This is a genomic window from Planktothrix rubescens CCAP 1459/22 (genome assembly GCA_904830895.1).
Classification (GTDB): domain Bacteria; phylum Cyanobacteriota; class Cyanobacteriia; order Cyanobacteriales; family Microcoleaceae; genus Planktothrix; species Planktothrix agardhii.
On sequence record LR882958.1, the window covers coordinates 2,228,412 to 2,253,899 of the forward strand.

Consider the following 25,488-nt stretch of genomic DNA (forward strand, 5'->3'; position numbering starts at 1 on the left):
ACAACTCAGTTAGAGGAGTGAACATGAAAACGCCTGCAAACCTCAGTCTTGAACAACAATTCAAGTTACAAATTCTACGCGAACAAGTCAAAAACTTAAATTTAGAACAAGCCCAAGACTACCTACTCGAAGTATTACGCCAGAGTATGGTTAAAGATAATCTCCTGCGTCAATGGATAAAAAACCCATAATCAACGTAGAGACGTGCCACGGCGCGTCTCTATTCGTAATCTGATTAACCAAAGCGACCACTCACATATTGTTGAGTGGATTCTTCTTTGGGGTTTTGGAAAATACTTTGGGTGTCATCATACTCCACCAAATAGCCAAAACGTTTGCCCCCTTCAATCGCTTTAGCATTAAAAAATGCTGTCATATCGGCAACCCTTGTGGCTTGCTGCATATTGTGGGTGACAATAATAATGGTGTACTTTTGTTTGAGTTCGTGGAGTAATTCCTCTACCGATAAAGTCGAAATCGGGTCAAGGGAAGCACAAGGTTCATCCATTAATACTACATCAGGATTAATCGCGATCGCCCTAGCAATACAAAGCCGTTGTTGTTGACCTCCAGATAGGGCAAAACCACTTTGACCCAGTTTATCTTTAACCTCATCCCATAACACCGCTTGACGCAGGGATTTTTCGACAATTTCATCTAATTCGGCTTTATTTTTGGCTAATTTATTCACCCGGACTCCGTAGGCAATATTATCATAAATTGACTTAGGAAAAGGGTTAGGTTTTTGGAATACCATCCCAATGCGGCGACGAACTTCTACGGGATCAACATTAGGTGCATACAGATTTTGATTATGATAGAAAATATTACCTTTCAGTTTGAATCCTTGAACTAAATCATTGAGACGATTAAAACAGCGCAGAATTGTACTTTTCCCGCAACCTGACGGCCCAATAAAAGCCGTAACTCTGTTTTTAGGAATTTCTAAACAAACACCTCTAACGGCCTTAAAATCCCCGTAATATATATCAATATTTTCGGTTTGGATTACCGTTTCCATTTCGGTAGAATGATAGTCATGGGCATCAGACATAAAAATTAACTCCTGAAGGTATACAATATCAAAAAAATCAACATCAAAATAGAGTATTTTATTTAATTAATACTAAATTATGATGACCGCTAGATAGAGATTCAAGTTATAAAGAACTAACTCACCCAAAAACAAAAATTCACCGGGGGAAAGTTCAGACTTAAAACTGTTTTTGCCGAGTTGCAAAACGAGCAATTATGCTAGTTAATAAAACTAAAACCACAATTACCAAGGACGCAGCCCAGGCAAACTCCTGTAAAACTTGATCAAATCCTCTAGCAAATTCAAAAACCAAATAGGCTAGGGATGGGAGAGTTTGAGAAAATATTCCTCCCGGCCAGTTATTAGTATAAACAACTGTAAATAATAAGGGTGCAGTTTCTCCAGCGGCTCTGGCGACGGCTAAGGTAACTCCGGTTAAAATCGCAGGTAAGCAGGCAGGAAGCACTACTTGTAAAACCGTTTGATAATTAGAAGCACCTACCCCCACCGAAGCCCAGCGAATTTCCTGGGGAACAATTTGTAAGGCTTCATCGGTGGTGCGAATAATCGTGGGTAACATCAAAACCGAGAGGGCAATTGCCCCCGCCAGGACTGAAAACGACCCCATTTTCAACACAATTAAACTGTAAGCAAATACCCCCGCAATAATAGAAGGAACACCACTTAAAACATTAGTAGTAAATCGAATCCACCGTACAACTTGACCATTTCCCCCAAATTCAGAGAGGAAAATAGCTGCTAAAATCCCAAAGGGAACTGCAATTAAAGTGGCAATAGAAACTACTTGAATTGTTCCTAGAATCGCGCTGGCAATGCCTCCAGTGGTTTGTCCCGCCACAGGGGGCAGTTTGGTAAATAAATCTAAATTTAAACGGGCAGACCCCTTGATAAAAATATAAGACAAAACCGCCACAAGCGGGATCAAGGTAATCACAATACAAGCCGAGGCAATTCCCGTCATTAAAAATTCAAAAATATCCCGGGAACTTCTGGGATTACGAATTAAACTAAAGTTATTGCCTTCAGAATAATTCGGATCTTTTGTTAGATTTGACATACAGAAAAAATACTAAATTTTTCAAGCTGATCAGATTCTTCTAACAGGATTAATTACTCCTGATGCAGATTATTGATATTTAGCTTTAACTTGATTAACAATCCACTCCGCCGCAATATTCACCAACAGGGTGAGGGCAAATAAAACTAAGCCCGCATACATCAAAGCCGAAACCTGTAAACCCGAAGCTTCAGGGAATTGATTAGCCATCAAAGAAGCAATAGTATTCGCCGGTGCAAATATGGAAGGTCTGAGATTATTAGAGTTACCAATAATCATTGTAGCTGCCATAGTTTCTCCCATAGCCCGCCCCAGTCCTAACATAATTCCGCCCACAATTCCAGAAAAAGCGGCCGGAATTAAAACTCTAAAAATCGTCACCCACCGAGTCGCCCCTAAACCTAAAGAAGCTTGACGTAAATCAGGAGGTAAACTGGCTAAGGAATCCCTAGAAATTGCCGTAATAATTGGCAGAGTCATAATCGCTAAAATCACCCCGGCAGGAAATAATCCCGGCCCACCAGGAGGGGTACTAAATAAAGGAATCCAGCCGAAATTTTTATACATGAACATCCCAAACGGTCTTAAAAAAGGAATTAAGACAAAAATTCCCCAAAGACCATAAACTACACTGGGAATGGCGGCTAACAATTCGACCAGAAAGGTTAAGGCGGTGCGAATCGAGGGAGGAATAAAATCTTCACTGAGGAAAATTGCGGTTCCCACACCTAAAGGTACTGCAAATAATAGGGCAATTAATGAACTCATCAACGTCCCAGCAATCATGGGAAACACGCCATATTGATTAGCAACCGGGTTCCAATCACTACCGAATAAAAACCCCAATCCAAACTGTTGAATGGCGGGAATTGCTTGTTGAGCGATGGGAAAACCCAGTAATAATAAGACGACAACAATCCCCCAGGCAAAAATTTGGGTTAACCAAACAAAACCTTGATCAAGTTTTTTTTCGATCGGGGAACGAGATTGCGGAATTGCTGTTACATTCTGATTGGGTACAACCATACATTGAAAATTATACAGGATTAATGGAAATAAATAACCTTGATTATCATTTTTGAAAAGATAACAACCCCAAACTCAATAGGGCAAGGAGGCAATTTCAAGTTTAACCTCAACAGGTTTAAATACTTCAAATGCCATCCTGCCCGTCTGTTTACAACTTACAAATGTCAAGTTGAGTATTAACTAAGCCTGGTTCATCCTGTGCAGGAATTTACCCGATTACTCAACTTTAATTGTAAAGTCTGGGCTGATTTGATCCGCTTTTGCTGCTACTTTTTTGACTACCGCAGCAGGTAGGGGAATATAACCCAGTTGGGGACTGACTTTTTGACCTTCAGTGAGTCCATATTGAATCATGGCTTCAACGGATTTAGCTGTTTCTGGTTTATCGTACTTTTGATAAGCCATAATCCAAGAGTAGGTGACAATCGGATAGGATTCGGCTCCTTCAGGATTAGTAATAAAAGCGCGTAAATTTTCGGGTAATTCTACGGATTCAAGGGTTTTGGCGGCGGATTCATCGGTAGCTTTGACAAAACTGCCCGCTTTATTTTGCAAAGAGGCCGTTTTTAAGTTAGCACCTTTGGCAAAACCATATTCAACATAACCAATCGCACCAGGAGTTTGAGTGATTTGGGCCGTCACCCCTTCATTGCCCTTACCACCAATTCCTACGGGCCACTGAACGGTTTTACCCTCGCCAACACTATTTTTCCAGTCTTCACTCATTGCACTTAAATTTTTAGTGAAAACTCCGGTGGTTCCGCTACCATCGGAACGATAAATCACTTGAATCGGTAAGTCAGGGAAGGTGACACCCGGATTATCTGTGGCTAGGGCTGGATCATTCCAATTAGTAATTTTACCTAAAAAGATATCAATTAGGTTTTGTTGGGATAATTTGACTTCTGCTACATCGGGGACATTATAAGCTAAAACAATACTTCCGGCGGTCATGGGTAATAATAAAACGCCGTTGGGGACTTTAGCAATTTCTTCATCGGTCATAGCGACATCACTGGCGCCAAATTGAACTAACCCTTGTACAAAACGTTCTACCCCAGCACCACTACCCACGGATTGATAATCAATTTGTAGATTTTTGGTGCCGCTACTAATATCACTAGCCCAGCGTTGATATAAAGGAGCCGGGAATGAAGCCCCCGCACCGATTAATGCCACAGGTTGTTCTAACGCAACGAGTTGGGCTGGACTGGGGGCGGGGGTATTATTAGCCGCTCCTTCTGTCCCTGGTGTTGCATTTGGAGCCGTGCTAGTTGTAGTATTACTGCCACCGCAGGCGGCTAAACTCAAACTCAAGGCTAAGACGGAAAATCTAGCTACAAATCGACTGGAAGAACGAATAGAATTCAAAGAAAACGGCATAACTAAAAAAATCAGTATTTTGTTAGGGTCAATACGGTAAAGAATATCGTCTCCATAACAAGTTAGGGTTAAGGGAGGGTTAAGGATTGCCCCGATGCCATTGATGGTAAAATAACCCAGGAATAGGGGAAGCAGGGGGAGTAGGGGAAATCAAATATTACCCATTACCGATTACCCATTACCCATTCGTAATTCGTAATTCATAACTCCCCGCTATAACTCTTAACCGTCAACAATCATTTTAATAACTGGCAATTCTGGCATGATCAATGTAGTTCCAGCACGACCCGCTCTTAATAGTTTGTCTTCGTTGAGTGATTCCCCATTGGAAGTTCCTCAAAATTGGGAAACCCTAGAAGACCTACAAATCTGGCTAAATAAATTAGTTGAAAGAATTATATCTGGCGATCGCATTAGTCGAGAAGTTGCCTTAGTTCTAACCCAGATTGAAGATCAAGAACAAATTTTATTACTCTGTCAAGCTGCCGATCAAGTTCGTCAATCTTGCTGTGGTAATACCGTTGATCTCTGTAGTATTATTAATATTAAATCGGGGAATTGTTCAGAAAACTGCGGTTTTTGTTCTCAATCTGTTCATCATCCGGGGGAAGCCTCTCCGGTGTATGGATTAAAGTCTAGTGATGAAATTTTAGACCATGCCGCATCCGCAGAAGCCGCTGGAGCCGCCAGGTTTTGTTTAGTTTCTCAAGGACGAGGGATTAAATATAATAGTCCGAAATCCTCCGAATTTGAACAGATTTTAGCCACGGTTAAACGAATTATTCAAGAAACAAACGTTAAACCCTGTTGTGCTTTAGGGGAATTAACCTTAGAACAGGCTCAGGCTTTAGCTGAGGCGGGAGTTACTCGCTATAACCATAATTTAGAAGCCTCAAAAGCCTTTTATCCGCAAGTCGTAACTACCCATACCTGGGAAGATCGGGTACAAACCGTTAAAAACCTGAAAGCGGCGGGAATTCAAGCCTGTACCGGGGGGATTATTGGCATGGGAGAAACTTGGGAAGATCGGATAGATTTGGCCTTCTCGTTACAGGAATTAGAGGTGGAGTCTGTGCCAATTAATTTATTAAACCCACGCTCGGGAACTCCTCTATCCGAACAATCTAAACTAGATCCCTATGAAGCCTTAAAAGCGATCGCAATTTTTCGTTTAATTCTTCCAACTCAAATTCTCCGCTATGCTGGAGGACGGGAAGCGATCATGGGAGAATTGCAAGGAAAGGGGTTAAGATCGGGAATTAATGCCATGTTAATTGGTAATTATTTAACCACTTTAGGTCAAGCTCCCGAACAGGATCAGGCGATGTTAAAATCCTTGGGACTTGAAGGGGGTGAAGCTACTATTCCTAATTTTTCCTAATGGTTAATATTTCCCTATTGTGACAACGACCTCTGATTTTTTCTGGGCAATTATTGGTGTTTTATTAACGATTGGTGGTACTTTTTTAGAAGCCTTTGTCACCAGTCCCTCTTGGCTTTGGCAACAAGAAAATGTTGCAGTTCACTCTTTGGGTGTTACCTATCAAATTGGGGCAGTTTTGTTAGTGGGTTGTTTAGGAGGGAAAAATGCCGCCGCCATGTCCCAAATTGCTTATCTGGCTTTGGGATTAACTCTATTACCCATTTTTTCAGAAGGCGGAGGAATAGATTATTTAAAACAGCCTACCTTTGGATACTTATTAGGGTTTATTCCTGGGGGATGGGTCTGTGGTTTTTTAGCGTTTAAAGCGTTACCTAAATTAGAATTATTAGCCTTTAGTTGTTTATGTGGATTACTTACCGTTCACAGTGTAGGGTTAATTTATTTAAGTTTAAGTCATGTTTTTAATGGCGTTGCTACCCAAGGAATTATTCTTGGAGATGCGGTGGAAAAATATTCTATCCAACCTTTCCCCGGACAATTAGCGGTCAGTTGTGCGGTAGCTGTTTTATCTTATCTTTTAAGAGGATTACTATTTTATTGAAGTAGTTTGTTGACCGTTGATTGATATTACCCAAAACCCATTACCCATTACCCATTACCCTATTCCCTATTCCCTAATTTATGCGATTTAAGAAGAATTGGAATTTTTGGATAGTTGCTCTGGTGAGTTTAATTATGGATCACCTAACTAAATTGTGGGTGGTGCAAAATTTTGAACCAGGAGAAACTTTACCCCTTTGGCATAGTGTATTTCACCTGACCTATGTTACAAATACAGGAGCAGCCTTTAGTTTATTTAGTAATGGGGGTATCTTGTGGTTGCGTTGGTTATCTTTGTTAGTGAGTCTAGGACTAATGGCAATGGCTTGGTTTGGCCCCCGTCAGCACCGTTGGGAACAGATCGGATATGGTTTAATCCTAGGAGGTGCCCTAGGGAATGGAATTGATCGGTTTATTTCCGGTCATGTTGTAGATTTCCTAGATTTTCGCCTAATTAATTTTCCCATATTCAATTTGGCAGATATTTCGATTAATATTGGAATCTGGTTTTTAATTATTGCAACATTCACACAATTAAAACCTGAGTCCTGAAACAAGACGGTACAATAAATACATACTAATGCAAGTCTGAGTGCTGAAAATGTCCACCCCCTTGCCCCCTCAGAAACCCCAAACTCTCCTGAACACAATCACACAGGTTGTCCAGACGCTTCACGCTAAAGTTAATTTTTCCCGGCTGATCTTGAAACCTAATGCTAAAGTCCCAGAACTAATAGTACATCAAGCCGATACTAACAAAGCCGAAGTTTATCCCCTATTAGGCGATCGCTATGTTGTTGGACGTTCATCCCGAACCTGCGATATCGTAGTCCGAAACCCCCTAGTTAGCACAATTCATGTCAGTGTTGTCCGAGATCCCAAACGGATGGGATTATTTTCGGGTCGTACCGGGTTTATGATTCAGGATGAAGACTCCACAAATGGCTTATATTGGGGACGGCGACGGATTAAGGTACTTCCGTTGCGACATGGAGATAGTTTCACCTTGGGGCCACCAGAATTGGCCTCGGTTTCCCGGGTAGAATATCGAAATCCGCCTCCTTGGTATCTTCAAACCCTCCGTTATGGATTTTATGGAATCTGTGGTTTAAGCGCCGCCGTGGGCATTGTGGTACTATTTGAGTCGCAGAAATTTGAAGTTGATCCCCTACCGAAAACCGTAACCGGGCCAGTTATTATTCATGCCGCCGATGGCCGTCCCCTGCGAGAAGCTAATACCATCGCCCATTTAGAAGCAGATAAGTTATCGGATTTTGGCCCCTATTTACCCAAAGCCGTTGTCGCCTCTGAGGATGCTCGGTTTTATTGGCATTTGGGAATTGATCCCTTTGGCACATTACGCGCCCTATTAACCAATGTTAGGGATGGGGAAATTCGAGAAGGGGGAAGTACCCTTTCTCAACAGTTAGCCCGGAGTTTATATCGGGATTATGTCGGTACGGAGGATTCTGCTGGGCGTAAATTTAGGGAAGCGGTTGTGGCCCTAAAATTAGAAGCAGTTTATGGAAAAAATAAACTTCTAAAAACCTATTTGAATCGGGTTTATTTAGGAATTAATTTATATGGTTTTGAAGATGCAGCTAAATTCTATTTTAACAAATCTGCCAAGGATTTAAACCTTTCAGAAGCAGCAACATTAGTAGGAATTTTACCCGCACCCAATAGTTTTAATCCGATTCAAAATTATCAATTAGCGGTGCAGTATCGCGATCGGGTGATTAGTCGGATGTTAGAACTGGGTATGGTGAGTGAAGATGAAGCCGATCGCGCTCGTCGTTCTCGGATTGAAATTAATCCTAAAGCTCAGGAGTTTTTAGAAAGTACCATTGCTCCCTATTTTTATGATTATATTTTTGCTGAATTGCAGCAATTATTAGGGGAACAATTAGCCAGAGAAGGAAATTTTATCGTAGAAACGGCATTAACTCCTTCGATGCAAACCATTGCAGAATCTTCCCTAAAAAGTTCGATTCAGACCACAGGAGCAACTAATGGATTTTCTCAAGGAGGTCTGGTAACATTAGATTCTAATACCGGGGAAATTTTAGCAATGGCGGGGGGTGCAGATTATAAAGAAAGTCAGTTTAACCGTGTTACCCAAGCTCAACGTCAACCGGGATCAACGTTTAAATTATTTACCTATTTAGCCGCACTCGCTCAGGGTATTCCTCCGGGTCAAATCTATTCCTGTGAACCATTAAATTGGAAAGGACAAAGTTATCAAGGGTGTGAACGCAGTGGGGGTGATCTGGATATGTATAGAGGGTTAGCGTTATCAGAAAATGTGATCGCCCTGAGAATTGCTCAAGATGTTGGATTAGATCGAATTATTGACATGGCAAAACGCTTAGGAATTAAGTCAAAACTTGATCCAGTTCCAGGTTTAGTTATCGGTCAAAGTGAGGTAAATCTATTAGAAATTACGGGATCTTATAGCACCGTTGCTAATAATGGTTTACGTCATTCTCCCCATGCAATTAGACGGATTTTAGATAGTAGTGATTGTACGGATTTTAATGATATTAATACCTGTCGGGTGATTTATGCTTATGATCAACAAAATCCAACAATTCCTTCAGTTTTATCGGCTTCTGTTGCGGAAACCATGACAACTTTGTTGCAAGGAGCAGTTCGTCGGGGTACGGGTCAAAGCGCCTATATCGGGTTAGGAGAAGCGGGTAAAACCGGAACGACAAATGATAATGTTGATTTGTGGTTTATTGGTTATCTTCCTGATTCTAAATTAGCCACGGGAATTTGGTTAGGTAATGATGATAATTCTCCCACCAATGGAAGTAGTGCAAATGCGGCCCAATTATGGCGAGATTATATGAGTCAAATTGCTAGATAATTTTTTATTATTTTGAGAAATCAAGAGAAAGAGAGACGCGCCGTGGCTCGTCTCTACGGGGAATTATAACTGAAAAATTTGTGTTGGGGTTAAATTTAATTCGGGGAATATGGCCGATTCTATTCTATCATTTTCTCTAAATAAATTTACCATATATTCACCATCGATCATTTGATAAAGTAACAATAAGAAAACAGTTCGTTGTTGCGCTTCAGCGCATTCTGTTGTCGCACTTCAGCGCATTCTGTTGTCGCACTTCAGCGCATTCTGTTGTCGCACTTCAGCGCATTCTGTTGTCGCACTTCAGCGCATTCTGTTGTCGCACTTCAGCGCATTCTGTTGTTGCGCTTCAGCGCATTCTGTTGTTGCGCTTCAGCGCATTCTTTTGTCGCACTTCAGCGCATTCTTTTGTCGCACTTCAGCGCCAAGAGTAGGAGCGCTAAAGCGCAACAACGAAATTAATTTTTTATAGTATAACAATTCCTGTAAACAGGGTTTCTAAGAAAAATGGTTTCTTCAGGTTATCTTAGACTAAAATAAACTCAGGCTAGTTTGAGTTATATCATCATGAGTTATTGCTTAAATCCCCAATGTCCGCAACCCCAGAACACCCCAGAGGCTAAATTTTGCTTAACCTGTGGGGCAAAATTATTGTTGAGAGAACGGTATCGCGCTGTTAAAGTGATTGGTCATGGAGGGTTTGGTAAAACCTTTTTAGCAGTGGATGAAGATAAACCCTCCCGCCCTGCTTGTGTGATTAAACAATTTCATCCCCAAATGCAGGGAAATTCCCAAAAAGCAATTGAGTTATTTCATCGTGAAGCAGAAAGATTAGATGAGTTAGGAAAACACCCGCAAATTCCTGAATTATTAGCCCATTTTGAACAAGACAATCATCAATATTTAGTCCAAGAATTTATTAACGGGCCGAATTTAGAAGAAGAACTTTTACATCAAGGAGTATTTAATCAAGCCCAAATTTCTCAAGTCTTAGATGACTTATTACCTGTTTTACAATTTATTCATCATCATCGGGTAATTCACCGAGATATTAAACCCGCTAATATTATTCTTAGAGAGGGATCTTTATCAGCACAATTGCCATTAGTTCGTCCCGAAGTTTTGCAACAATTTCGCGGTCAATCTTCGCCTCAAAATGTTCCTGGGGTTTCTCAACCTCAAGGTCAGTTAGTATTAGTAGATTTTGGGGCGGCAAAAGTTGTTAGCGATAGTCAAGTTCCGATCATGGGAACAGTAATTGGTAGTCCCGAATATGTCGCCCCGGAACAAACCAGAGGACAGGCAATTTATAGCAGTGATATTTATAGTTTAGGGGTAACTTGTATTTATTTAATGACACAAATTTCCCCTTTTGATTTATATGATATTCATGAGGATCGGTGGATTTGGCGAGATTATTTAAAACAAAATTATGTCAGTTCGGAATTAGGAAAAATATTAGATAAAATGTTAGCAGTATTACCCAGTCAACGTTATGATTCTGCCTTAAAAGTCCTAAAAGATCTACATCCGAGTGGCATACCTCCAGCGATCGCCCGCCATTTACAAACCCCATCCCCCCCAACTCCCCCCCCACAAACCGTTAGAACTCCCATTCCATCGTCCTCCCAGACCTTACCTCCCCGCACCATCCAACAACCTACACCCCCACAACAGCAGCGTGTTCAACCGTTGCAAGCGCCCTCTTGGAAGTGTGTACATACCCTCAGTGGTCATCGCAACGCTATTACCGGGGTGGCTTTCAGTCCCGATGGCCAAACGTTAGCGAGTGGGAGTCAGGATCAGACGATTGAAATTTGGCGGCTGGACTCTGGGAAACGGTGGTATACCTTAGTTGGTCATAGTAACTGGATCACAACCATTGCTTTTAGTCCTGATAGCAAGACTTTGGCGAGTGGGAGTCGGGATCAAACTATTGAAATTTGGGATATGACCAAGGGGAAACGGTGGTATACCCTCACGGGTCATCAAGACGGGGTGGAAGGGGTAGCCTTTAGTCCCAATGGTCAATTATTAGCTAGTGGAAGTCGAGATAAAAGTATTGAAATTTGGAATATGAATAAGGGAAAACGGGGGTTTACCTTAACAGGTCATCAGGATCGAGTTTATAGTGTGGCATTTAGTTTGGATAGTCAAAAGTTGGCAAGTGGGAGTCGAGATCAAACGGTAAAAATTTGGGATTTGAACACAGCAAAGGAAGTCCAAAGTTTAACAGGTCATGGGGACTGGGTGAGAAGTGTGGCGTTTAGTTTAAATGGTCAATTATTGGCTTCGGCGTCTAAAAATGGGATGATTAAAATATGGCACAATCAACAGGAAAAATGGGTATTATTAAGAACATTAAGGGCGGATGATAAAGAAATATTTAATATTATTTTTAGTCCAGATAATCGGTTTTTAGTGAGTGGAGGCGGACAGGGAATCATTGATATTTGGGATGTACAAAAAGGGATATTATTAGAAACCATTAAAGCCCATGAAAGTGATGTTTTTACGGTGGCGTTTAGTGGGGATGGTCAATGGTTAGCAACGGGAAGTTATGACCGGACAGTGAAGTTGTGGAAACAATAAAATTGATTTTTAGAGGGGAGCTTAAAATCTATATTTCGGAATCACTTCTCATAAGGAAATTGCCTCTTTTAATACTTGTTGACGAATGCGTTTTTTTAAACCTTTTTCTGTAACAACATCAACTGGACACCCTAATAAATTTTGTAAGTCCATCAGGAGTCCACCTAAATCAAAAAGACTTCTTCCGGGTTCAAGCTCAACTAAAAAATCTACATCACTATTGGAATCTGCTTCATTTCTAGCCACAGATCCAAAAATTCGGATATTATAGGCTCCATATTGAGCCGCAATCCTTAAAATTTCTTGACGATAACTTTTCAGCAGGTCATCAAGGTTCATGAGTTTATTAGGGATTAATGAGTTAAAAACGGTATAGATTATTATATCTTAAATTCGATCCATTTTCAAATAATTAAACTTTTTTAAAGAATAGCAATAATCACCATTGATTTACAATAAATAACTATAAGGTAGATGAATAATTTGATCCTGGTATTCATCTCTAAAAGAAACCTCTGCTAGAAAAATCAGTTCCTCAATATTTGCACCTATACTTAACTTAGGGTTAAGGACAAAAATACCAGGAATATGACCCCCTACATTGATATGATCTACCAAGTGAACAGGCATAGAAGCCCGGTTATTTGTTACTAAGATAAAACCCAATTTCTCACACCAAGTTAGAATATCTGGATCTAGTGTTCCTATTTTTGGACTATTCGGATCACCAACTCTCCAAACAATTAAATCCCGATTCTGTTTAGCAAGTTGAACTTTATAGATAGGAGCAATATTTTCATCTAAAAGATATTTCAGTTCCATTACTTTTTCCTGCTTTTTTCATTTCTGCTCGAATTTGGCGTAATCGTAGCAGGGTTGGTGTTGGATTTAATTGCTGATTTTGCCATTTTTCATGACTCCACTCTAACCAGTTGGCAATATATTGATTGATGGTTTCTGTGTTGTGTAAGTAATACAAAATTGTGGCATAGACCTGTTCTAAGGTTAAAGATGGGTAGGTTTGAGCAATATCTTCAGGGGTACGGGCGCGATGGATGAAATCATAAAGAACCGTTTCGATCCCGATCCGAGTTCCTTTGATCCGAATATCATCAGGACGTAAAAAGTCAAAATAGTCTTCGAGTTGCATCGGTTTATAACCCTAGTTAGGATTAATTAATTATATCTAAAATTTGATCCATTTTCAAGTAGTTACACTGTTTTAAATAGGAGCGATCGCAAATACAATAATATTAAAACAATAATTTTAGGGTCATTTAATGAGTCCCTGGGTGCGAAGTTTTTTAACTAAAGCAGATTCACCTGCTTGTTGACGTAACGTTTCAACATTCTCAAATCGTCGCTGTATATCAGCATCTAGTTCTTCTTTATTATCCCAGTAGTAAGCTAAGGTAGAATAAATTTGACTCATGCTTAAATAGGGATGTTGAAATTTAATTTCTTCGGGACTCCAACCAAAAGACAGATGACCGGAAACTAATTCAATTACTTTCATGGTTGTTCCGGCAATGTAGGGAACGTTGTTTTCATTCAGTTCTATATACTTGTGTTGTGTCGTAGTCAAGTTCATAAAGTTTGCCTCGTTACTGAATTTAATTATAGTATATTTTCGGCAATTTCTTCTGAAGTGCGATCGCGATCAATAATTGATATTAATATAAGAATGGGCGATCGCAAATACAATAATATTAAAACAATTAAGGCGATCGCAAATACAATAATATTAAAACAATTAATTGGTGGATTTAGAGGCTCGTTCTTGAGGCAATGTAATCCCTAAGCGTTTTTGTAACGCCTCGATAACTTCTTCCGCATTTTTCTGACCAAAGTTTTTAATTTCTAATAGGTCTTCTTGAGTATAATCTCGTAAGTCTGCTACTGAGTTAATTTGAGCGCGTTTGAGACAGTTGTAAGCCCGAACTGATAACTGTAATTCTTCAATCGGGATTTGACTCATTGGATCGATATCATCATTCTGATCGCTTTTAATCGATTCCGGGGTGATATCTTCTGACTTAGAGGCTCGTTCTTGAGACAATGTAATCCCTAAGCGTTTTTGTAACGCCTCGATGACTTCTTCAGTAGACTTATGACCGAAGTTTTTAATTTCTAATAGGTCTTCTTGAGTATAATCTAGTAAGTCTCCTACTAAGTTGATTTGAGCGCGTTTAAGACAGGTGTAAGCCCGAACTGATAACTGTAATTCTTCAATCGGGATTTGACTCATTGGATCGATATCATCATTCTGATCGCTTTTAATCGATTCCAGGGTGATATCTTCTGACTTAGAGGCTCGTTCTTGAGGCAATATAATCCCTAAGCGTTTTTGTAACGCCTCGATGACTTCTTCAGCAGACTTCTGACCAAAGTTTTTAATTTTTAAGAGGTCTTCTTGAGTATAACCTCGTAAGTCTGCTACTGATTTGATTTGAGCGCGTTTGAGACAGTTATAAGCCCGAACCGATAACTGTAGTTCTTCAATCGGGATTTGACTGGTTGGATCAATATTCTGATCGCTTTTAATCGATTCCAGGGTGATATCTTGTAACGGTGTAAACAAATCTACTAAAATTGTCGCGGCGACAGCGATGGCTTCTTGGGGGGTGTAACTCCCATTTGTCCAAATTTCCATAATCAGTCGGTCTTTTTCTAAAGTTCCACCAACCCGCGCTTCCTCAACGGTATAATTGACTTTTCGCACAGGCATAAACACGGCATCAATTTGCAGAAAATCTACAGCCGTTGCATCATCATGACTGCGTTCAACCGCGCGATATCCGGTTCCCTTCTCAACTTGGAATTCCATTTCCAAGGTTGCCCCAGGAGCCAGGGTAGCGATATATTGGTTTTTGTCTACGACCTCAACTTCTGAAGGTAACTCAAAATGACCTGCCGTTACCGTTGCTGGGCCTTGAATTTCTAAGCGACCGATTTGTTTTTGGTGGGTATAGCTTTTGAGTACAACTTCTTTTAGGTTCAGCAGAATTTCCAAAACGTCTTCCCTAACCCCTTGAATCGTTGCAAACTCATGATTAACATTGGCAAACCGTGCTGATGTAATCGCCGTTCCTTCTAAGTTTGAGAGTAAAACCCGTCTAAGAGCATTACCAACTGTCCTCCCTTGACCCTGTTCTAAAGGCTCTAAAACGAACTTTCCGTACTGGCTCCGGTGTGCATCAGTGTTCGATTCAATACACTCAATCTTAAATCCTGCCACCGATGGACTTGGAGTTGGACTTGGACTTGGAGTCAGAGTCGGAGTTGGGCTTGGAGTCGGACTCGGTGTTGGAGTTGGGGTTGGGGTTGGAGTTGGTGTTGGACTTGGGGTTGGACTGGGAGTTGGAGTTGGGGTTGGACTTGGTATGGGACTTGGAGTTGGCCGTGGAGTTGGACGTGGTGTTGGGCGTGGTGTCGGACTTGACCTTCTTAAAACAGGAACAACCTGGATATTAACAGAATCACTAATTTGAGCCAAATTAATACAAAAGTTCCCCACCCAATCTAATAAACGAACACTTATTTTAATCGCCTGTTTGATCACCCAGGCTTGCAAATAGATTTCCAAATTAGATAGTTCTGAAGACGAATTTTGCTCAGAAGCGGGAGAGATATTATTAGTTGTTTCAGATTCCTCTTGAATCTCTGTTTCCGCAGAATTATACAATAATAAACTTTGAATATTATCACTCAGAGAAAATAACCGTTCTGCCCAGGAAATACTCCGAGATATTAATTTTGTATAAATGCCAAAGGCTAATATTTTTGAGCGCATCTCATAGGGAGATAATGGAGAAACTTTAGCCGTTACTTTATAGAACCCTTTATCATTATCCTTAGCTGTAAATTTTCCATTCTGATCAATTCTTCCACCTTTTGCTTCCCAGACAATATTTCCTGTTTCAAATTTATTTTCATATTGATCAAACCCAACGACATTAAAAGTTATACTTTCATTCGGTTCAAGAAAAATATTTTGAGGGGGATAAATTTTAATCCGTCTTAAAACAGGTAATATATTAACAGTTGCACTAACTTGAAGTAAGCCAACTTTAGCCGTTACAGTAACTTGCCTTTTATCGTAACCGCCCTTAAAAATTCCCTCTGGGTTAATTCGACCTCCTGCGGTACATTTCCATTCAATATTATTCACCCAAAACCAATCTCCAATCTGATCTAAACCCATGACTTGAAACGTGATAGGTTCATTGGGTTCAGCATAAATAGTCTGCGGTGAAATGATCAGATTAGTTAAAATAGAAGGAACAATAATTTTAGCCGTTGCGCTAATTGTTTTACCAGGTATTGAAGCGGTGACAGTGAATTGTCCTTTACTATTATTCCCAACGGTATAATTTCCATTGCCGTTAATTTTGCCCCCTGTAGCAGTCCAATTGACATTTTTAATTGCAATAGAATTTCCTCTTTGATCTAAACCCTCAACTGTAAATTGATAGGTTTGACCCGGACACATTTCTATCAATGATGGAGAAATAATCAAAGAGGTTAATCTTGGACGTTCAATAACTTCAACTTGGATAGATTGACTAATGGTTTCAACTTTTGCGGTAATAGTAACTGTTTTTTCAAAGTGACCCGCAACAAATATTCCATTATTAGGAAGTTGTATATTATCAGCCGTCCAAGTGACTTGTCCGATGGAAATAGGTTGATTATATTGATCAAAACCTTTAACATTAAATTGTTGAGAGTCCCCACAATATAAAGTTTTTCCTGAAGGATTAATTGTTAACGATGTTAGTTTGGGGTTTTCAGGAATTGTAATTATAATTTGACAATTAACAGAGTTAACTTGTGCTTCTATTTTAAAGTTAGAACCTGATATATTTCCGGCTGTAAATAGTCCGTTTTTAATCGTTCCCCCTGTAGCAGTCCAACGAACTTGTCCGAGGGAAAAAGGTTGATTATATTGATCAAAACCTTTAGCACTAAATTGTTGAGAGTCACCACAATATAAAGTTTGTCCTGAAGGATTAATTGTTAACGATGTTAGTTTAGGTTTTTCAAGAATTGTTATTAAAACTTGACAACTAACTGAGTTAACTTGTGCTTGAATTTTAAAGTTAGAACCTGATATATTTCCGGCGGTAAATAGTCCATTTTTAATTATTCCTCCTCTAGCTGTCCAAGTTATGTTTTCAATTTTAATCGGTTGATTATATTGATCGAAACCTTGAACATTAAATTGTTGAGAGTCACCACAATATAGACTTATTTCTGAAGGATTAATTGTTAACGATGTTAGTTTAGGTTTTTCAAGAATTGTTATTAAAACTTGACAACTAACAGAGTTAACTTGTGCTTGAATTTTAAAGTTAGAACCTGATATATTTCCGGCTTGGAATATTCCGTCTTCGACCTCTCCTCCTGTAGCAGTCCAAGTTATATTTTCAATTTTAATCGGTTTATTATATTGATCGAAACCTTGAATAGTAAACTCTTGATAGTCACCACAATATAAAGTTTTTCCTGGGGAATTAATTTTTAACGATGTTAGTTTAGGAGACTCACCTTCTAAAACATTTAAAATTTCTCCTGTTTGCAAATCCCAAAGTTTGATCCAATCTCGACTACCACTAACAAATAGTTTGCTATTAGAACTAACAGCAATAGAACTAATAAATCCAGCATGACCATTGATACGAGATTGATTAGGGTATTGATTAGGGCTTTGAATATAAATACTGCCATTATTGGTTCCTATAGAACTAATAAATCCAGAATGACCTGTAATTTTACGAGATGGATTAGGGTATTGATTAAGGTTTTGAATATAAATACTGCCATTATTGGTTCCCATGACTTGAATATTACCATTAGAAGTAATATCAAAATTAGTCATTGTTTGAAATTTTCCGGTGATAGTCTTAACACATTTTAAACTATTGACAAGTAATTGAAATGGGGATTGATTATTACTCTTTCCAAAAAAGAAACTCAAAACATCGGTTACAAAAGGAATATTAAAATTTTCATTTTTACCTTGAGTATTGGGATCTTTTTGCCAAATTTTAATAATTCCATCTCGACTACCTGTAACTAAAGATTGATTATCAGAACTAATGGCGACATTTTGAATCCAATCTGAATGTTCTTCAAGAGTTCTTAATAATTGTTTTTGGGTTAAATTCCATACTTTTATTGTTTTATCTGTACTTCCACTCACTAAAAATTTACTATCTGAACTAATTGCTAAACAAGAAATCCATCCGGTATGACCCTTAAAAGTATGAACAAGTTCTTTCTTTTCTAAATTCCAGACTTTAATGGTTTTATCTGCACTCCCACTAATTAAAGTTTGATTATCTGGGGTAATTTTAAGCACATTAACCCAACTTGTATGACCTGTAAAAGTATGCAAATTAATTTTAGTTTTTAAACTCCATAACTTAACAGTTTTGTCAATACTACTACTAACTAAATATTGACCATTGGAACTAATCGCAACGGATAAAACCCAATGGGAATGGGCGTTAATTGTATCAATTAATTTTCCTGTATCTAAATTCCAAATTCTGATGGTTTTCCAACCACCACCGACGATAATTTTATGCTCTGAACTAATTGCTACAGAGGAAATAGTATCTTGTATAATATTAGGCGATCGCAAATTAACATTTTCAGTTAAATAAGGATTATCACCATACAGCACCCAATAAGCAGATTGTTTAACCTGTTCTGAAGGGTTAGTTAATGCTTGTTGCGCTAGTAAATCCAAGCCTCCCTCAAATTTCAGACAGTCTGAAAGGGCTGTAAGTCGTTGCTGGATGTCTGGACTGGTAAATTTACCCCGAAGATTCTCAATAGCTGGCCGTTCAGAGGGTGCGGTCATGGTCTTAACTATTACAGGTTATCTATTCATTTTAAACTCATAACCAGATAAAATAACAAAGGTTTGATTAAGAAAAATAATCACACTTTGTAAAAGCCTTTGCTTCTGCTATAGTGAGAACAATTAAAGAATTAACCAGGCAAAACCGAACGAGTCGCTTATATCTCAGCACTCAAGTGACTGATCTTTAGGCTTACCGGGTATTCCCGTAAACCATAATAATCGAATTCCTAATACCGCAAAACCGATGGCGGCTGCTATTTTAACTAGACGAGTGGGTAGAATTTCTGCAAATCCTTGTCCCACTATCACACCGAGGAAACTGGCTAATAATAAGGCGGTGGCTGTACCAAAAAAGACCGCGCGGGGAGATTTGCTAGTACCACTGAGAGCGATCGCAGCCACTTGACTTTTATCTCCTAATTCTGATAGAAAAACCGTGATAAAAGTCAATCCTAATAGTTGAAAATCCATAGACTTAATTATAACTAATTTAGTGTAAAACTTCCCAAAACAATAGCACCGAAATCAATAATAAACTGCTACCCGCAGCCAGTTCTAAGGTTCTGGGCGAAATCCGAGAAGCTAACCATTGTCCGACTAAAACCCCTAAGAAACTGGTTAAAACTAATGCGCTTCCCGCCCCAGCAAAAACTATCCAAGGATTATGGGATTCTGCTGTCATTAATAAAGTCGTAAGTTGGGTTTTATCTCCAATTTCAGCTAAAAAAATAGTAATGAATGTGGAGACAAAAATTTTCCCAGTATTGGGTTTTGCTGAATCTTGCTGTTGATCTGTCTGTTTTTCGGAATTAGCGATCGCAGATAGGTTACTAGCGGGGTCTTTAAACACTGATTTCACAGATTTCACGGATTACGTTTTTTGCCTTTGTTTGACACTGATTAATACGGATTAATATGATTGCGCGGATTATCCTAAGAGCTTCGCACTAAATAAATCTTGAGCGAAGCAAGGAACGTAGTCGGTGAAATCCTCTTAATCCTCTTGAATCTGTGTTCATCATTGGTTGACGGTTGGGGTAATATTGAAACTATATCATAATCTTTTCATATTTTACCCCATCCGGCAATAAAAAACTGAGAAAGTCCCTAGGATTCATACCCGACCGCTTGATTAAAACGCTCTATTTCCGGGGAAGAATCCCCATAGACTCCTTCAATTTGTTGTTGACAACAATCAATGGCAAAATCATTTAATTCTGATGCTTCAATTCCATATAATTCTTGAAAAATATCGGATTCTACCCGACAAAATCGAGGGCGCTGATCATAAATTTTGCATTCTTTAGTTTCAGAATCAAAATTAATACACCATCCATCTTCCCCGACTAAACTCAAATATAATTGTAAGTCTTTCGGGGCTAAATATTGATCTAATTCAGGACGTTCACTGGGGTCAAGATGACAGCAAGCCCCACATTGTTTGATACAAAGCCAAGTGGTCATGATTCTGGTTTAGATTCGCGCTTATTTTTGTTCAGACGGTTCAGGTGTAACCGATGGGGACGGATTAATTTCCTCGGATTCCGTTATTTCTGAAGCTGTTTCAATTTCAGAAATTGTAATAACTTCCACAACGGTTTCTGGTTCTAAATTATTAGTTTCTGAGGATATTTCTTCTGTCACAGATTCCTGTATTTCCTCAACTATAGGATTCACCTGTTCTGTGATTATCTCCACCACTCCTTCAATCTGGGAAGTAACAATTTTTTCAAAGGGTGAAGGGGCAGGTTTTTCAACTTCTTCTACGATTTCGGGAACACTAACCGCAGTTTTTGGAGTAGAGTTCTCCTCAACAATTTTTGTTTCTAAATCCTCAAATTCAGCAAATTCATCCTTCGCCACCTTCTGATTATCTTCTACAACCGTAACGGGGGGAACAGGGGTGGGTTCCGGGGATTTCGGTTTGCTGGGGGTTTTGGGTTTTTTATTAAATAAACCCGTTAAATTACCAATAAAACTAGATAAAGTTCCAGCGAGCGCCGGGATAGATTTTTGGGTTTTAGACGTCGTTTTTGCAGTCTTGACCTTGGGAGTAACTGGGGGTTTGTCAGCTTTAACCTTGGGTGTTTTTACCGGGGTATCCGAAGTTAAGGGAGTTACTGATGGTGTTTCTTCGACTTCAGGAAGATTCTGTCCTTCGGTTATAGGGGGAAGCGGAGGTTCCTCTACAATTTCTGAGGATGGGGAAATAACTTCTGGTTCGGGTTGTTCCTGTGTTTCTACTGGGGTTTGAGCAACCACTGGGTTATTCTCAAAGACGGGTTCGGGAGTAGTAACAATATCCCGTACAGGTTCAGGAAAAATTACCGGAGACTGAACACCAATCAAACCGTTAACTCGTTTTTTCACCTTCGCCGGAATCGGGGTTTTTTCTGTGGCGGGGGTTGCTGTTCGTCGTAGGGTCAGAACTTCCCATCCAAACCAAATCAACAGGGACACACTCGCCACCTGACCTAATAGTACGGCTCCGGTAATTCGTCCCGCACAGGCCCACAGAATCAAGCCATAGAACAATCCAACTCCACTCCAGACGAAATCACTTTTCCGGTGAACTTCTGGAAAGAAGAAGGCGGCCATATAAAGGCCAAAACTTGCTAAACCCACTGCAATCGCTAGAATATATGCCAGCATTTTTCCTTCTCACTCTATCAAAAAACCTCTATTGCGTTATTTTACCGTTAACGGTTGACGGTTAGCCGTTGAGGTGTTGACGATTGGCTGGTGACGATTTGTGATTCAGATCAGAATTTGATGTGAATTTTATCACCTATCAACATTGTAGGGAATCATACGGAAAAGAAACATCGTCTTATTAATATAGATATATCTACGATAGAAGGGTGCGGCTAGAAGTTTTTTGATTGGGGAGTTGATTATGTTAGAAAAATTATTGTTGGCTGCTTTTATTACGTTGTCTCTGCATTTGCAAGTCAGTCTGAACTGGTTCGGCTATAAACCATTATTCTCAATGGGAGTAGCCTCTCAAATGCAAATGGAAAAAATTGTTTTGTCTCAAGACGTGATCAAATAAATTCGATTAACTCAGGCTATTTTGGGGAACCAATCATCCTTCTATCCCGTAGATGGAGGTTCCCTAAAAATTGATTTCTCTTTGATGAAACTTTTCTCATCAAGATTTAATTTATAATTTATCGAAAAAATGGGTTTAAAACCCCGTCGTTCCACTTAGGCTTTTTATTCAATTGTAGTGTATACTAAATAAGAAGATTTTAAGAGCAAAGAATGAAGTTAAGGTATCAGTACAGAATCTACCCAACTGACCAACAAAAGAGGCTAATGTCCCAATTGTTTGGTTGTTGTCGTGTGGTTTTTAACGATGCCTTAGCCTATTGTCAAGAACAATACCATGCAGGGAATAAAAAACCTTCTAGCGGTGAACTTTCTAAAAGACTTACAGAACTCAAAAAAACCGAGGAAAAGCAATGGTTAACAGAAGTTTCCTCGGTTCCCTTGCAGCAGTCTTTGAGAGATTTAGAACAGGCCTATTCTAACTTTTTCAAATCCTGTAAAGGGCAAAGAAAAGGTCGGAAAATTAAACCGCCTAAATTTAAGAAACGTAAGTCTAAACAGTCTGCTAAATTCACCGACAATGGTTTTAAACTCTATCCTAACTCTAGTTACATTCACCTAGCTAAAATAGGTGATATCAAAGTGATTTGGAGTAGAGAGTTACCCGCAACGCCTTCTAGTGCTACCCTAATTAAAGATAGTGCCGACAGATATTTTGCTAGTTTTGTAGTTGAGTTTAATCCCCAACAATTAGCAAAGAATGGACGCAGTGTTGGAATTGACTTAGGAATCACTGATTTTGCTACATTAAGTAATGGCGAAAAAATTAAATCACCTAAACCTTTAAAGAAACAGTTAAAGCGTTTAAGGAGATTACAGAAAAATTTGTCAAGAAAACAGAAGGGTAGTAAAAGAAGGGAAGTTGCCAGAAAGAAACTAGCTAAACTTCACGCTAAAATTTCTGATACCAGAAGCGATTTTCTTCATAAGTTGTCAACCCGGATTATTCGTGAAAACCAAACGATAGTCTTGGAAGACTTAAACGTTTCAGGGATGGTTAAAAACAGAAAATTAGCCCGTGCCATTTCTGATTTGGGTTGGCGTAGTTTTAGAACTATGTTAGAGGCTAAGTCAGTTATGTACGGGCGTGATTTTCGAGTGATTGATAGATGGACTCCGACTTCTCAATCTTGCTCTTGCTGTGGTTTTCGCGGTGGCAAAAAAGAGCTAAATGTTAGAGAGTGGATTTGTTTGAATTGCGGCACTTTTCATGATCGAGATGTTAACGCCGCAATTAATATTTTAGTCGCCGGAGGACTTTCGGAGACTCTAAACGGACGTGGAGAGAAGGTCAGACTTTCTGCAAAGAAAGCGCATCTCGGCGAAGCGTCAACCCGTCCAGGATTTCAACAATTGTCTCCTGAGCCGTGAGCCAGTCGAACGGTCGAAGGGTTGATTTGTTGAAATAGATGGAATCCCCGCCCGTTTTACGGCGGGGCGGATGTCAACCTAAATTGTTATAAGTAGTTGCACAAAATAAATTACCTAGTTGAGAGAGGGAACAGCCCCCCCAAACCCCCCGTGCACGGGGGGCTAGGGGGGGGGGAACGGGGTAGAGGATGTGTAATTAATTTTGTTTAGGTACTTAAATTACCAGTTATTTTTAAGTCCATCTAAATAGATTCAGAGGCGGGGGTCTGTAAAATAGTGATTAAGGATTTAAGAAAACTAGCTAGGGGAACTGCAATAATTAATCCGAGAAATCCGGCAATTCTAGCACCAATTAATAGAGAAAGTAAAATCAAAACGGGGTTTAATCCAGTAAATCCGCCTAATAATCGAGGCGCAATACCATTTTCTATAATTTGATCTACAATAATTGCTGTAATTAAAACTTTTACCCCTAACCAAATACTATTTAAAGCAACTAAAAAGCAGATTAAACCAATTCCTAAACTGGCTCCAAAGGGAAATAAAGCCATAACCCCAATTACCATGCCAAATAATAAGCCAAAGGGAACTTGAATAATTACAAATGCCAAGGTCATCAGTGTTCCAATGAGTGTGGCTACGGAGGCTTGGCCAATGAAATAATTCTTAAAGTTTTTCTTGAGTGCTAGGCGAATAGGAGTACGAATTCGGGCTGGAAATAGTTTGTACAAATCGTCCCAAAGCTGATCTCCATGTAATAATAGATAAAATGTCATAGCTCCGGTGATCACCACATCTAATATTCGACTAAAAACCGTAAACACTCCTCCAATAAAATCTCCGCCTAAACTCTGAACTTGACTCGATAATTTTTCTAAAAGTTGAAAGGTGACTCCTCCGATATTAACTGGAATATGACGAATCATAGCCCAAGATTCTAAGGTTTTAACTTGTTGAGTCCCTGATTCAATCCAACTAGGAAAACGTTCTATTAAAGTATCAAACTGTTGAATGATCATGGGGATGAGGGTAATCCCTAAAATCATGAAAATAATTAATGTGATTAATAAAACCCCTAAAATTGCGATTGTCCGTTTGAGTCCATAGTTTTGTAACCGTTGTACGGGATAATCTAAAAGAAATGATAATAGGGTAGCGGTGACAAAAATATTAATAATTGATTTAAAGTATTCTAAAGTTAGTAATAATAACCAACCATTTAAAACAAAAACTGGGATTGCTAATGCTATAACTAATAATCGAAGCCACGAGTTTTTAGTATTCATTAAACTATTTAATGTTAATGATTAAAAGCTGACGCATTTGATTAATTTATCTGATTGTCACTGAGGGTTGAGACTGCGACCAAGCTGGATGGGAGAGTAGGGCTTCAATGACTCTAACGCCCCGTAACTGATTAGATAGGGGAAGATGACCCTTTGGGGCGGTTAAATCCCAGGTAAATCCTTGGGGGTAGCGTGTCCAATTGCGACCCGTGCGCCAGCCAATTTTAGGCCATAATTTATCCCAATTTTTATTCACACCCAGCCAAAGTTCTCGCTGGACAGAATAGCCGAATTTACCCTCGGAATGGATACACCAAAGGCTATCAATGGTTTGTAAATCCGTAATCGGGAATCGTTCAATTTCGGAAAAATAAAGCCACTTTCTTTGTACCGCAGAACTTCCGGCTAATTCACAAAGTTTTTGTACGCTTAATTTATCCGCTTCTAAAAAGTCTTGTTGGGCGAGTAAGGTTTGTAGGGGAATATAATCAATTCCGGTATCGGATTTTAAGGGAACAATTCCCGTAGGAAAATGAAGTTTTAAAAAATGACTCACTTTTTCGGAAGTGGGAATAGCGGTATATAAAATTTGATAAACTTTACCGTTAATTAAACTAGGGGGATTAGATTGTTGTTTTAATAAAAATTCCATTAACACTTCCCAAACCGTTTCCCCACCTTGGGTTAATGTTTCTAATAGTTGGAATTGAGCCTTTGCTGAGGCACTAAAAAGCCCAGAGCGCAATTCATCCGCACTCATGGCATAGTTCTCTTGGGGGGAAGTGGTCAGGTCAGTCATGGGGCGTGGCATTAGGTAATTGGGGTTGAGCATGGCATTCTTCACCTTGACTATTGTACAAGGATCGGTCAAT

At 39.4% G+C, this 25,488-nt stretch carries 23 protein-coding genes and 2 pseudogenes; 8 read left to right on the top strand and 17 right to left on the bottom strand.

The genetic code is table 11. From position 1 onward, the window contains the following. The first annotated feature begins 23 nt into the window (after positions 1-23). Complete coding sequence (locus NMG86_RS10455) at positions 24-191, top strand: NblA/ycf18 family protein (protein ID WP_026787009.1); 168 nt, start codon at positions 24-26, stop codon at positions 189-191. A 44-nt stretch (positions 192-235) separates the two neighbouring features. Here NMG86_RS10455 and pstB read toward each other — a convergent pair whose 3' ends face one another. From pstB to pstS, 4 genes are all read right to left on the bottom strand, one after another. Further along, a complete protein-coding gene (gene pstB / locus NMG86_RS10460; protein ID WP_026787008.1) occupies positions 236-1,054 on the bottom strand; it encodes a phosphate ABC transporter ATP-binding protein PstB in 819 nt (272 codons plus the stop codon). 160 nt (positions 1,055-1,214) lie between these two features. Continuing rightward, entirely contained in the window at positions 1,215-2,114 is a 900-nt protein-coding gene (pstA, locus tag NMG86_RS10465; RefSeq protein ID WP_026797592.1) for a phosphate ABC transporter permease PstA, read from the bottom strand. Positions 2,115-2,183: 69 nt separating this feature from the next. Next, the gene (pstC, locus tag NMG86_RS10470; protein WP_026797593.1) at positions 2,184-3,140 is read right to left on the bottom strand and encodes a phosphate ABC transporter permease subunit PstC; all 957 of its coding nucleotides are present in this window, start codon (positions 3,138-3,140) and stop codon (positions 2,184-2,186) included. 219 nt (positions 3,141-3,359) lie between these two features. Continuing rightward, on the bottom strand, positions 3,360-4,526 hold the full coding sequence (gene pstS / locus NMG86_RS10475; RefSeq protein ID WP_026793789.1) for a phosphate ABC transporter substrate-binding protein PstS: 1,167 nt from the start codon (positions 4,524-4,526) through the stop codon (positions 3,360-3,362). A gap of 262 nt (positions 4,527-4,788) precedes the next feature. On the opposite strand from pstS, the gene bioB reads away from it, so the two are divergent. From bioB to NMG86_RS10500, 5 genes are all read left to right on the top strand, one after another. Further along, positions 4,789-5,907: a biotin synthase BioB gene (gene bioB, locus NMG86_RS10480; protein WP_026793790.1), complete on the top strand. Its 1,119-nt coding sequence runs from the start codon at positions 4,789-4,791 to the stop codon at positions 5,905-5,907. Between the two features lie 19 nt (positions 5,908-5,926). Then, positions 5,927-6,511 (top strand): biotin transporter BioY, encoded by a 585-nt coding sequence (locus tag NMG86_RS10485; RefSeq protein WP_087882178.1) that lies wholly within the window; start codon positions 5,927-5,929, stop codon positions 6,509-6,511. Positions 6,512-6,591: 80 nt separating this feature from the next. Further along, the gene (gene lspA / locus NMG86_RS10490; protein WP_026787002.1) at positions 6,592-7,062 is read left to right on the top strand and encodes a signal peptidase II; all 471 of its coding nucleotides are present in this window, start codon (positions 6,592-6,594) and stop codon (positions 7,060-7,062) included. Between the two features lie 49 nt (positions 7,063-7,111). Beyond that, the gene (locus tag NMG86_RS10495) at positions 7,112-9,382 is read left to right on the top strand and encodes a transglycosylase domain-containing protein (RefSeq protein WP_026797594.1); all 2,271 of its coding nucleotides are present in this window, start codon (positions 7,112-7,114) and stop codon (positions 9,380-9,382) included. Between the two features lie 567 nt (positions 9,383-9,949). Further along, on the top strand, positions 9,950-11,974 hold the full coding sequence (locus NMG86_RS10500; protein WP_026797595.1) for a serine/threonine-protein kinase: 2,025 nt from the start codon (positions 9,950-9,952) through the stop codon (positions 11,972-11,974). Positions 11,975-12,022: 48 nt separating this feature from the next. Here the strand turns inward: NMG86_RS10500 and NMG86_RS10505 are convergent, their stop codons facing one another. The 11 genes and pseudogenes from NMG86_RS10505 to NMG86_RS10555 form a co-directional block, all read right to left on the bottom strand. Beyond that, entirely contained in the window at positions 12,023-12,313 is a 291-nt protein-coding gene (locus NMG86_RS10505; RefSeq protein ID WP_026786999.1) for a nucleotidyltransferase family protein, read from the bottom strand. A 111-nt stretch (positions 12,314-12,424) separates the two neighbouring features. Then, positions 12,425-12,796, bottom strand: a complete 372-nt coding sequence (locus tag NMG86_RS10510; protein ID WP_026786998.1) for a DUF5615 family PIN-like protein — start codon at positions 12,794-12,796, stop codon at positions 12,425-12,427. Then, complete coding sequence (locus NMG86_RS10515; protein ID WP_026786997.1) at positions 12,771-13,124, bottom strand: DUF433 domain-containing protein; 354 nt, start codon at positions 13,122-13,124, stop codon at positions 12,771-12,773. Before NMG86_RS10515 ends, NMG86_RS10510 begins: the two co-directional genes overlap by 26 nt. A 123-nt stretch (positions 13,125-13,247) precedes the next feature. Next, on the bottom strand, positions 13,248-13,565 hold the full coding sequence (locus NMG86_RS10520) for a DUF433 domain-containing protein (RefSeq protein WP_026797596.1): 318 nt from the start codon (positions 13,563-13,565) through the stop codon (positions 13,248-13,250). Positions 13,566-13,727: 162 nt separating this feature from the next. After that, positions 13,728-14,303 (bottom strand): DNA-directed RNA polymerase subunit alpha C-terminal domain-containing protein, encoded by a 576-nt coding sequence (locus NMG86_RS10525; protein ID WP_420884304.1) that lies wholly within the window; start codon positions 14,301-14,303, stop codon positions 13,728-13,730. Then, positions 14,277-15,212, bottom strand: a pseudogene (locus NMG86_RS10530) (DNA-directed RNA polymerase subunit alpha); the annotation flags it as partial. The pseudogene NMG86_RS10530 and the gene NMG86_RS10525, both read right to left, overlap by 27 nt. A gap of 2,358 nt (positions 15,213-17,570) precedes the next feature. Next, positions 17,571-18,845, bottom strand: a pseudogene (locus NMG86_RS10535) (WD40 repeat domain-containing protein); the annotation flags it as partial. Positions 18,846-19,010: 165 nt separating this feature from the next. Further along, positions 19,011-19,319, bottom strand: coding sequence for a TMEM165/GDT1 family protein (locus tag NMG86_RS10540; RefSeq protein WP_026786994.1), 309 nt, complete (start codon positions 19,317-19,319; stop codon positions 19,011-19,013). Positions 19,320-19,338: 19 nt separating this feature from the next. Next, positions 19,339-19,707, bottom strand: coding sequence for a TMEM165/GDT1 family protein (locus NMG86_RS10545; RefSeq protein WP_173400992.1), 369 nt, complete (start codon positions 19,705-19,707; stop codon positions 19,339-19,341). 248 nt (positions 19,708-19,955) lie between these two features. Further along, positions 19,956-20,312, bottom strand: a complete 357-nt coding sequence (locus NMG86_RS10550; RefSeq protein WP_026786992.1) for a YkgJ family cysteine cluster protein — start codon at positions 20,310-20,312, stop codon at positions 19,956-19,958. 21 nt (positions 20,313-20,333) lie between these two features. After that, on the bottom strand, positions 20,334-21,500 hold the full coding sequence (locus NMG86_RS10555) for a Ycf66 family protein (RefSeq protein ID WP_052338690.1): 1,167 nt from the start codon (positions 21,498-21,500) through the stop codon (positions 20,334-20,336). Positions 21,501-21,744: 244 nt separating this feature from the next. Between NMG86_RS10555 and NMG86_RS10560 the strand changes: the two genes are divergently transcribed. Further along, a complete protein-coding gene (locus NMG86_RS10560) occupies positions 21,745-21,900 on the top strand; it encodes a QAALIT motif small membrane protein (RefSeq protein ID WP_155806209.1) in 156 nt (51 codons plus the stop codon). A gap of 266 nt (positions 21,901-22,166) precedes the next feature. Next, entirely contained in the window at positions 22,167-23,330 is a 1,164-nt protein-coding gene (locus NMG86_RS10565) for an RNA-guided endonuclease InsQ/TnpB family protein (RefSeq protein WP_423808556.1), read from the top strand. 242 nt (positions 23,331-23,572) lie between these two features. Here the strand turns inward: NMG86_RS10565 and NMG86_RS10570 are convergent, their stop codons facing one another. Together NMG86_RS10570 and NMG86_RS10575 are read right to left on the bottom strand one after the other, a co-directional pair. Beyond that, complete coding sequence (locus NMG86_RS10570) at positions 23,573-24,616, bottom strand: AI-2E family transporter (protein WP_043937094.1); 1,044 nt, start codon at positions 24,614-24,616, stop codon at positions 23,573-23,575. Between the two features lie 46 nt (positions 24,617-24,662). Further along, positions 24,663-25,415 carry a GUN4 domain-containing protein gene (locus NMG86_RS10575; RefSeq protein ID WP_026786991.1) on the bottom strand — a complete coding sequence of 251 codons (753 nt, stop codon included), beginning with the start codon at positions 25,413-25,415 and terminating at the stop codon, positions 24,663-24,665. Positions 25,416-25,488 lie beyond the last annotated feature (73 nt).

Excerpts from the sequence above, each read along its gene's own strand:
- NMG86_RS10455 (WP_026787009.1), top strand. The coding sequence starts at position 24 with ATGAAAACGCCTGCAAACCTCAGTCTTGAACAACAATTCAAGTTACAA.
- pstB (WP_026787008.1), bottom strand. The coding sequence starts at position 1,054 with ATGTCTGATGCCCATGACTATCATTCTACCGAAATGGAAACGGTAATC.
- pstA (WP_026797592.1), bottom strand. The coding sequence starts at position 2,114 with ATGTCAAATCTAACAAAAGATCCGAATTATTCTGAAGGCAATAACTTT.
- pstC (WP_026797593.1), bottom strand. The coding sequence starts at position 3,140 with ATGGTTGTACCCAATCAGAATGTAACAGCAATTCCGCAATCTCGTTCC.
- pstS (WP_026793789.1), bottom strand. The coding sequence starts at position 4,526 with ATGCCGTTTTCTTTGAATTCTATTCGTTCTTCCAGTCGATTTGTAGCT.
- bioB (WP_026793790.1), top strand. The coding sequence starts at position 4,789 with ATGATCAATGTAGTTCCAGCACGACCCGCTCTTAATAGTTTGTCTTCG.
- lspA (WP_026787002.1), top strand. The coding sequence starts at position 6,592 with ATGCGATTTAAGAAGAATTGGAATTTTTGGATAGTTGCTCTGGTGAGT.
- NMG86_RS10495 (WP_026797594.1), top strand. The coding sequence starts at position 7,112 with ATGTCCACCCCCTTGCCCCCTCAGAAACCCCAAACTCTCCTGAACACA.
- NMG86_RS10500 (WP_026797595.1), top strand. The coding sequence starts at position 9,950 with ATGAGTTATTGCTTAAATCCCCAATGTCCGCAACCCCAGAACACCCCA.
- NMG86_RS10505 (WP_026786999.1), bottom strand. The coding sequence starts at position 12,313 with ATGAACCTTGATGACCTGCTGAAAAGTTATCGTCAAGAAATTTTAAGG.
- NMG86_RS10510 (WP_026786998.1), bottom strand. The coding sequence starts at position 12,796 with ATGGAACTGAAATATCTTTTAGATGAAAATATTGCTCCTATCTATAAA.
- NMG86_RS10515 (WP_026786997.1), bottom strand. The coding sequence starts at position 13,124 with ATGCAACTCGAAGACTATTTTGACTTTTTACGTCCTGATGATATTCGG.
- NMG86_RS10520 (WP_026797596.1), bottom strand. The coding sequence starts at position 13,565 with ATGAACTTGACTACGACACAACACAAGTATATAGAACTGAATGAAAAC.
- NMG86_RS10540 (WP_026786994.1), bottom strand. The coding sequence starts at position 19,319 with ATGGATTTTCAACTATTAGGATTGACTTTTATCACGGTTTTTCTATCA.
- NMG86_RS10550 (WP_026786992.1), bottom strand. The coding sequence starts at position 20,312 with ATGACCACTTGGCTTTGTATCAAACAATGTGGGGCTTGCTGTCATCTT.
- NMG86_RS10555 (WP_052338690.1), bottom strand. The coding sequence starts at position 21,500 with ATGCTGGCATATATTCTAGCGATTGCAGTGGGTTTAGCAAGTTTTGGC.
- NMG86_RS10560 (WP_155806209.1), top strand. The coding sequence starts at position 21,745 with ATGTTAGAAAAATTATTGTTGGCTGCTTTTATTACGTTGTCTCTGCAT.
- NMG86_RS10565 (WP_423808556.1), top strand. The coding sequence starts at position 22,167 with ATGTCCCAATTGTTTGGTTGTTGTCGTGTGGTTTTTAACGATGCCTTA.
- NMG86_RS10570 (WP_043937094.1), bottom strand. The coding sequence starts at position 24,616 with ATGAATACTAAAAACTCGTGGCTTCGATTATTAGTTATAGCATTAGCA.
- NMG86_RS10575 (WP_026786991.1), bottom strand. The coding sequence starts at position 25,415 with ATGACTGACCTGACCACTTCCCCCCAAGAGAACTATGCCATGAGTGCG.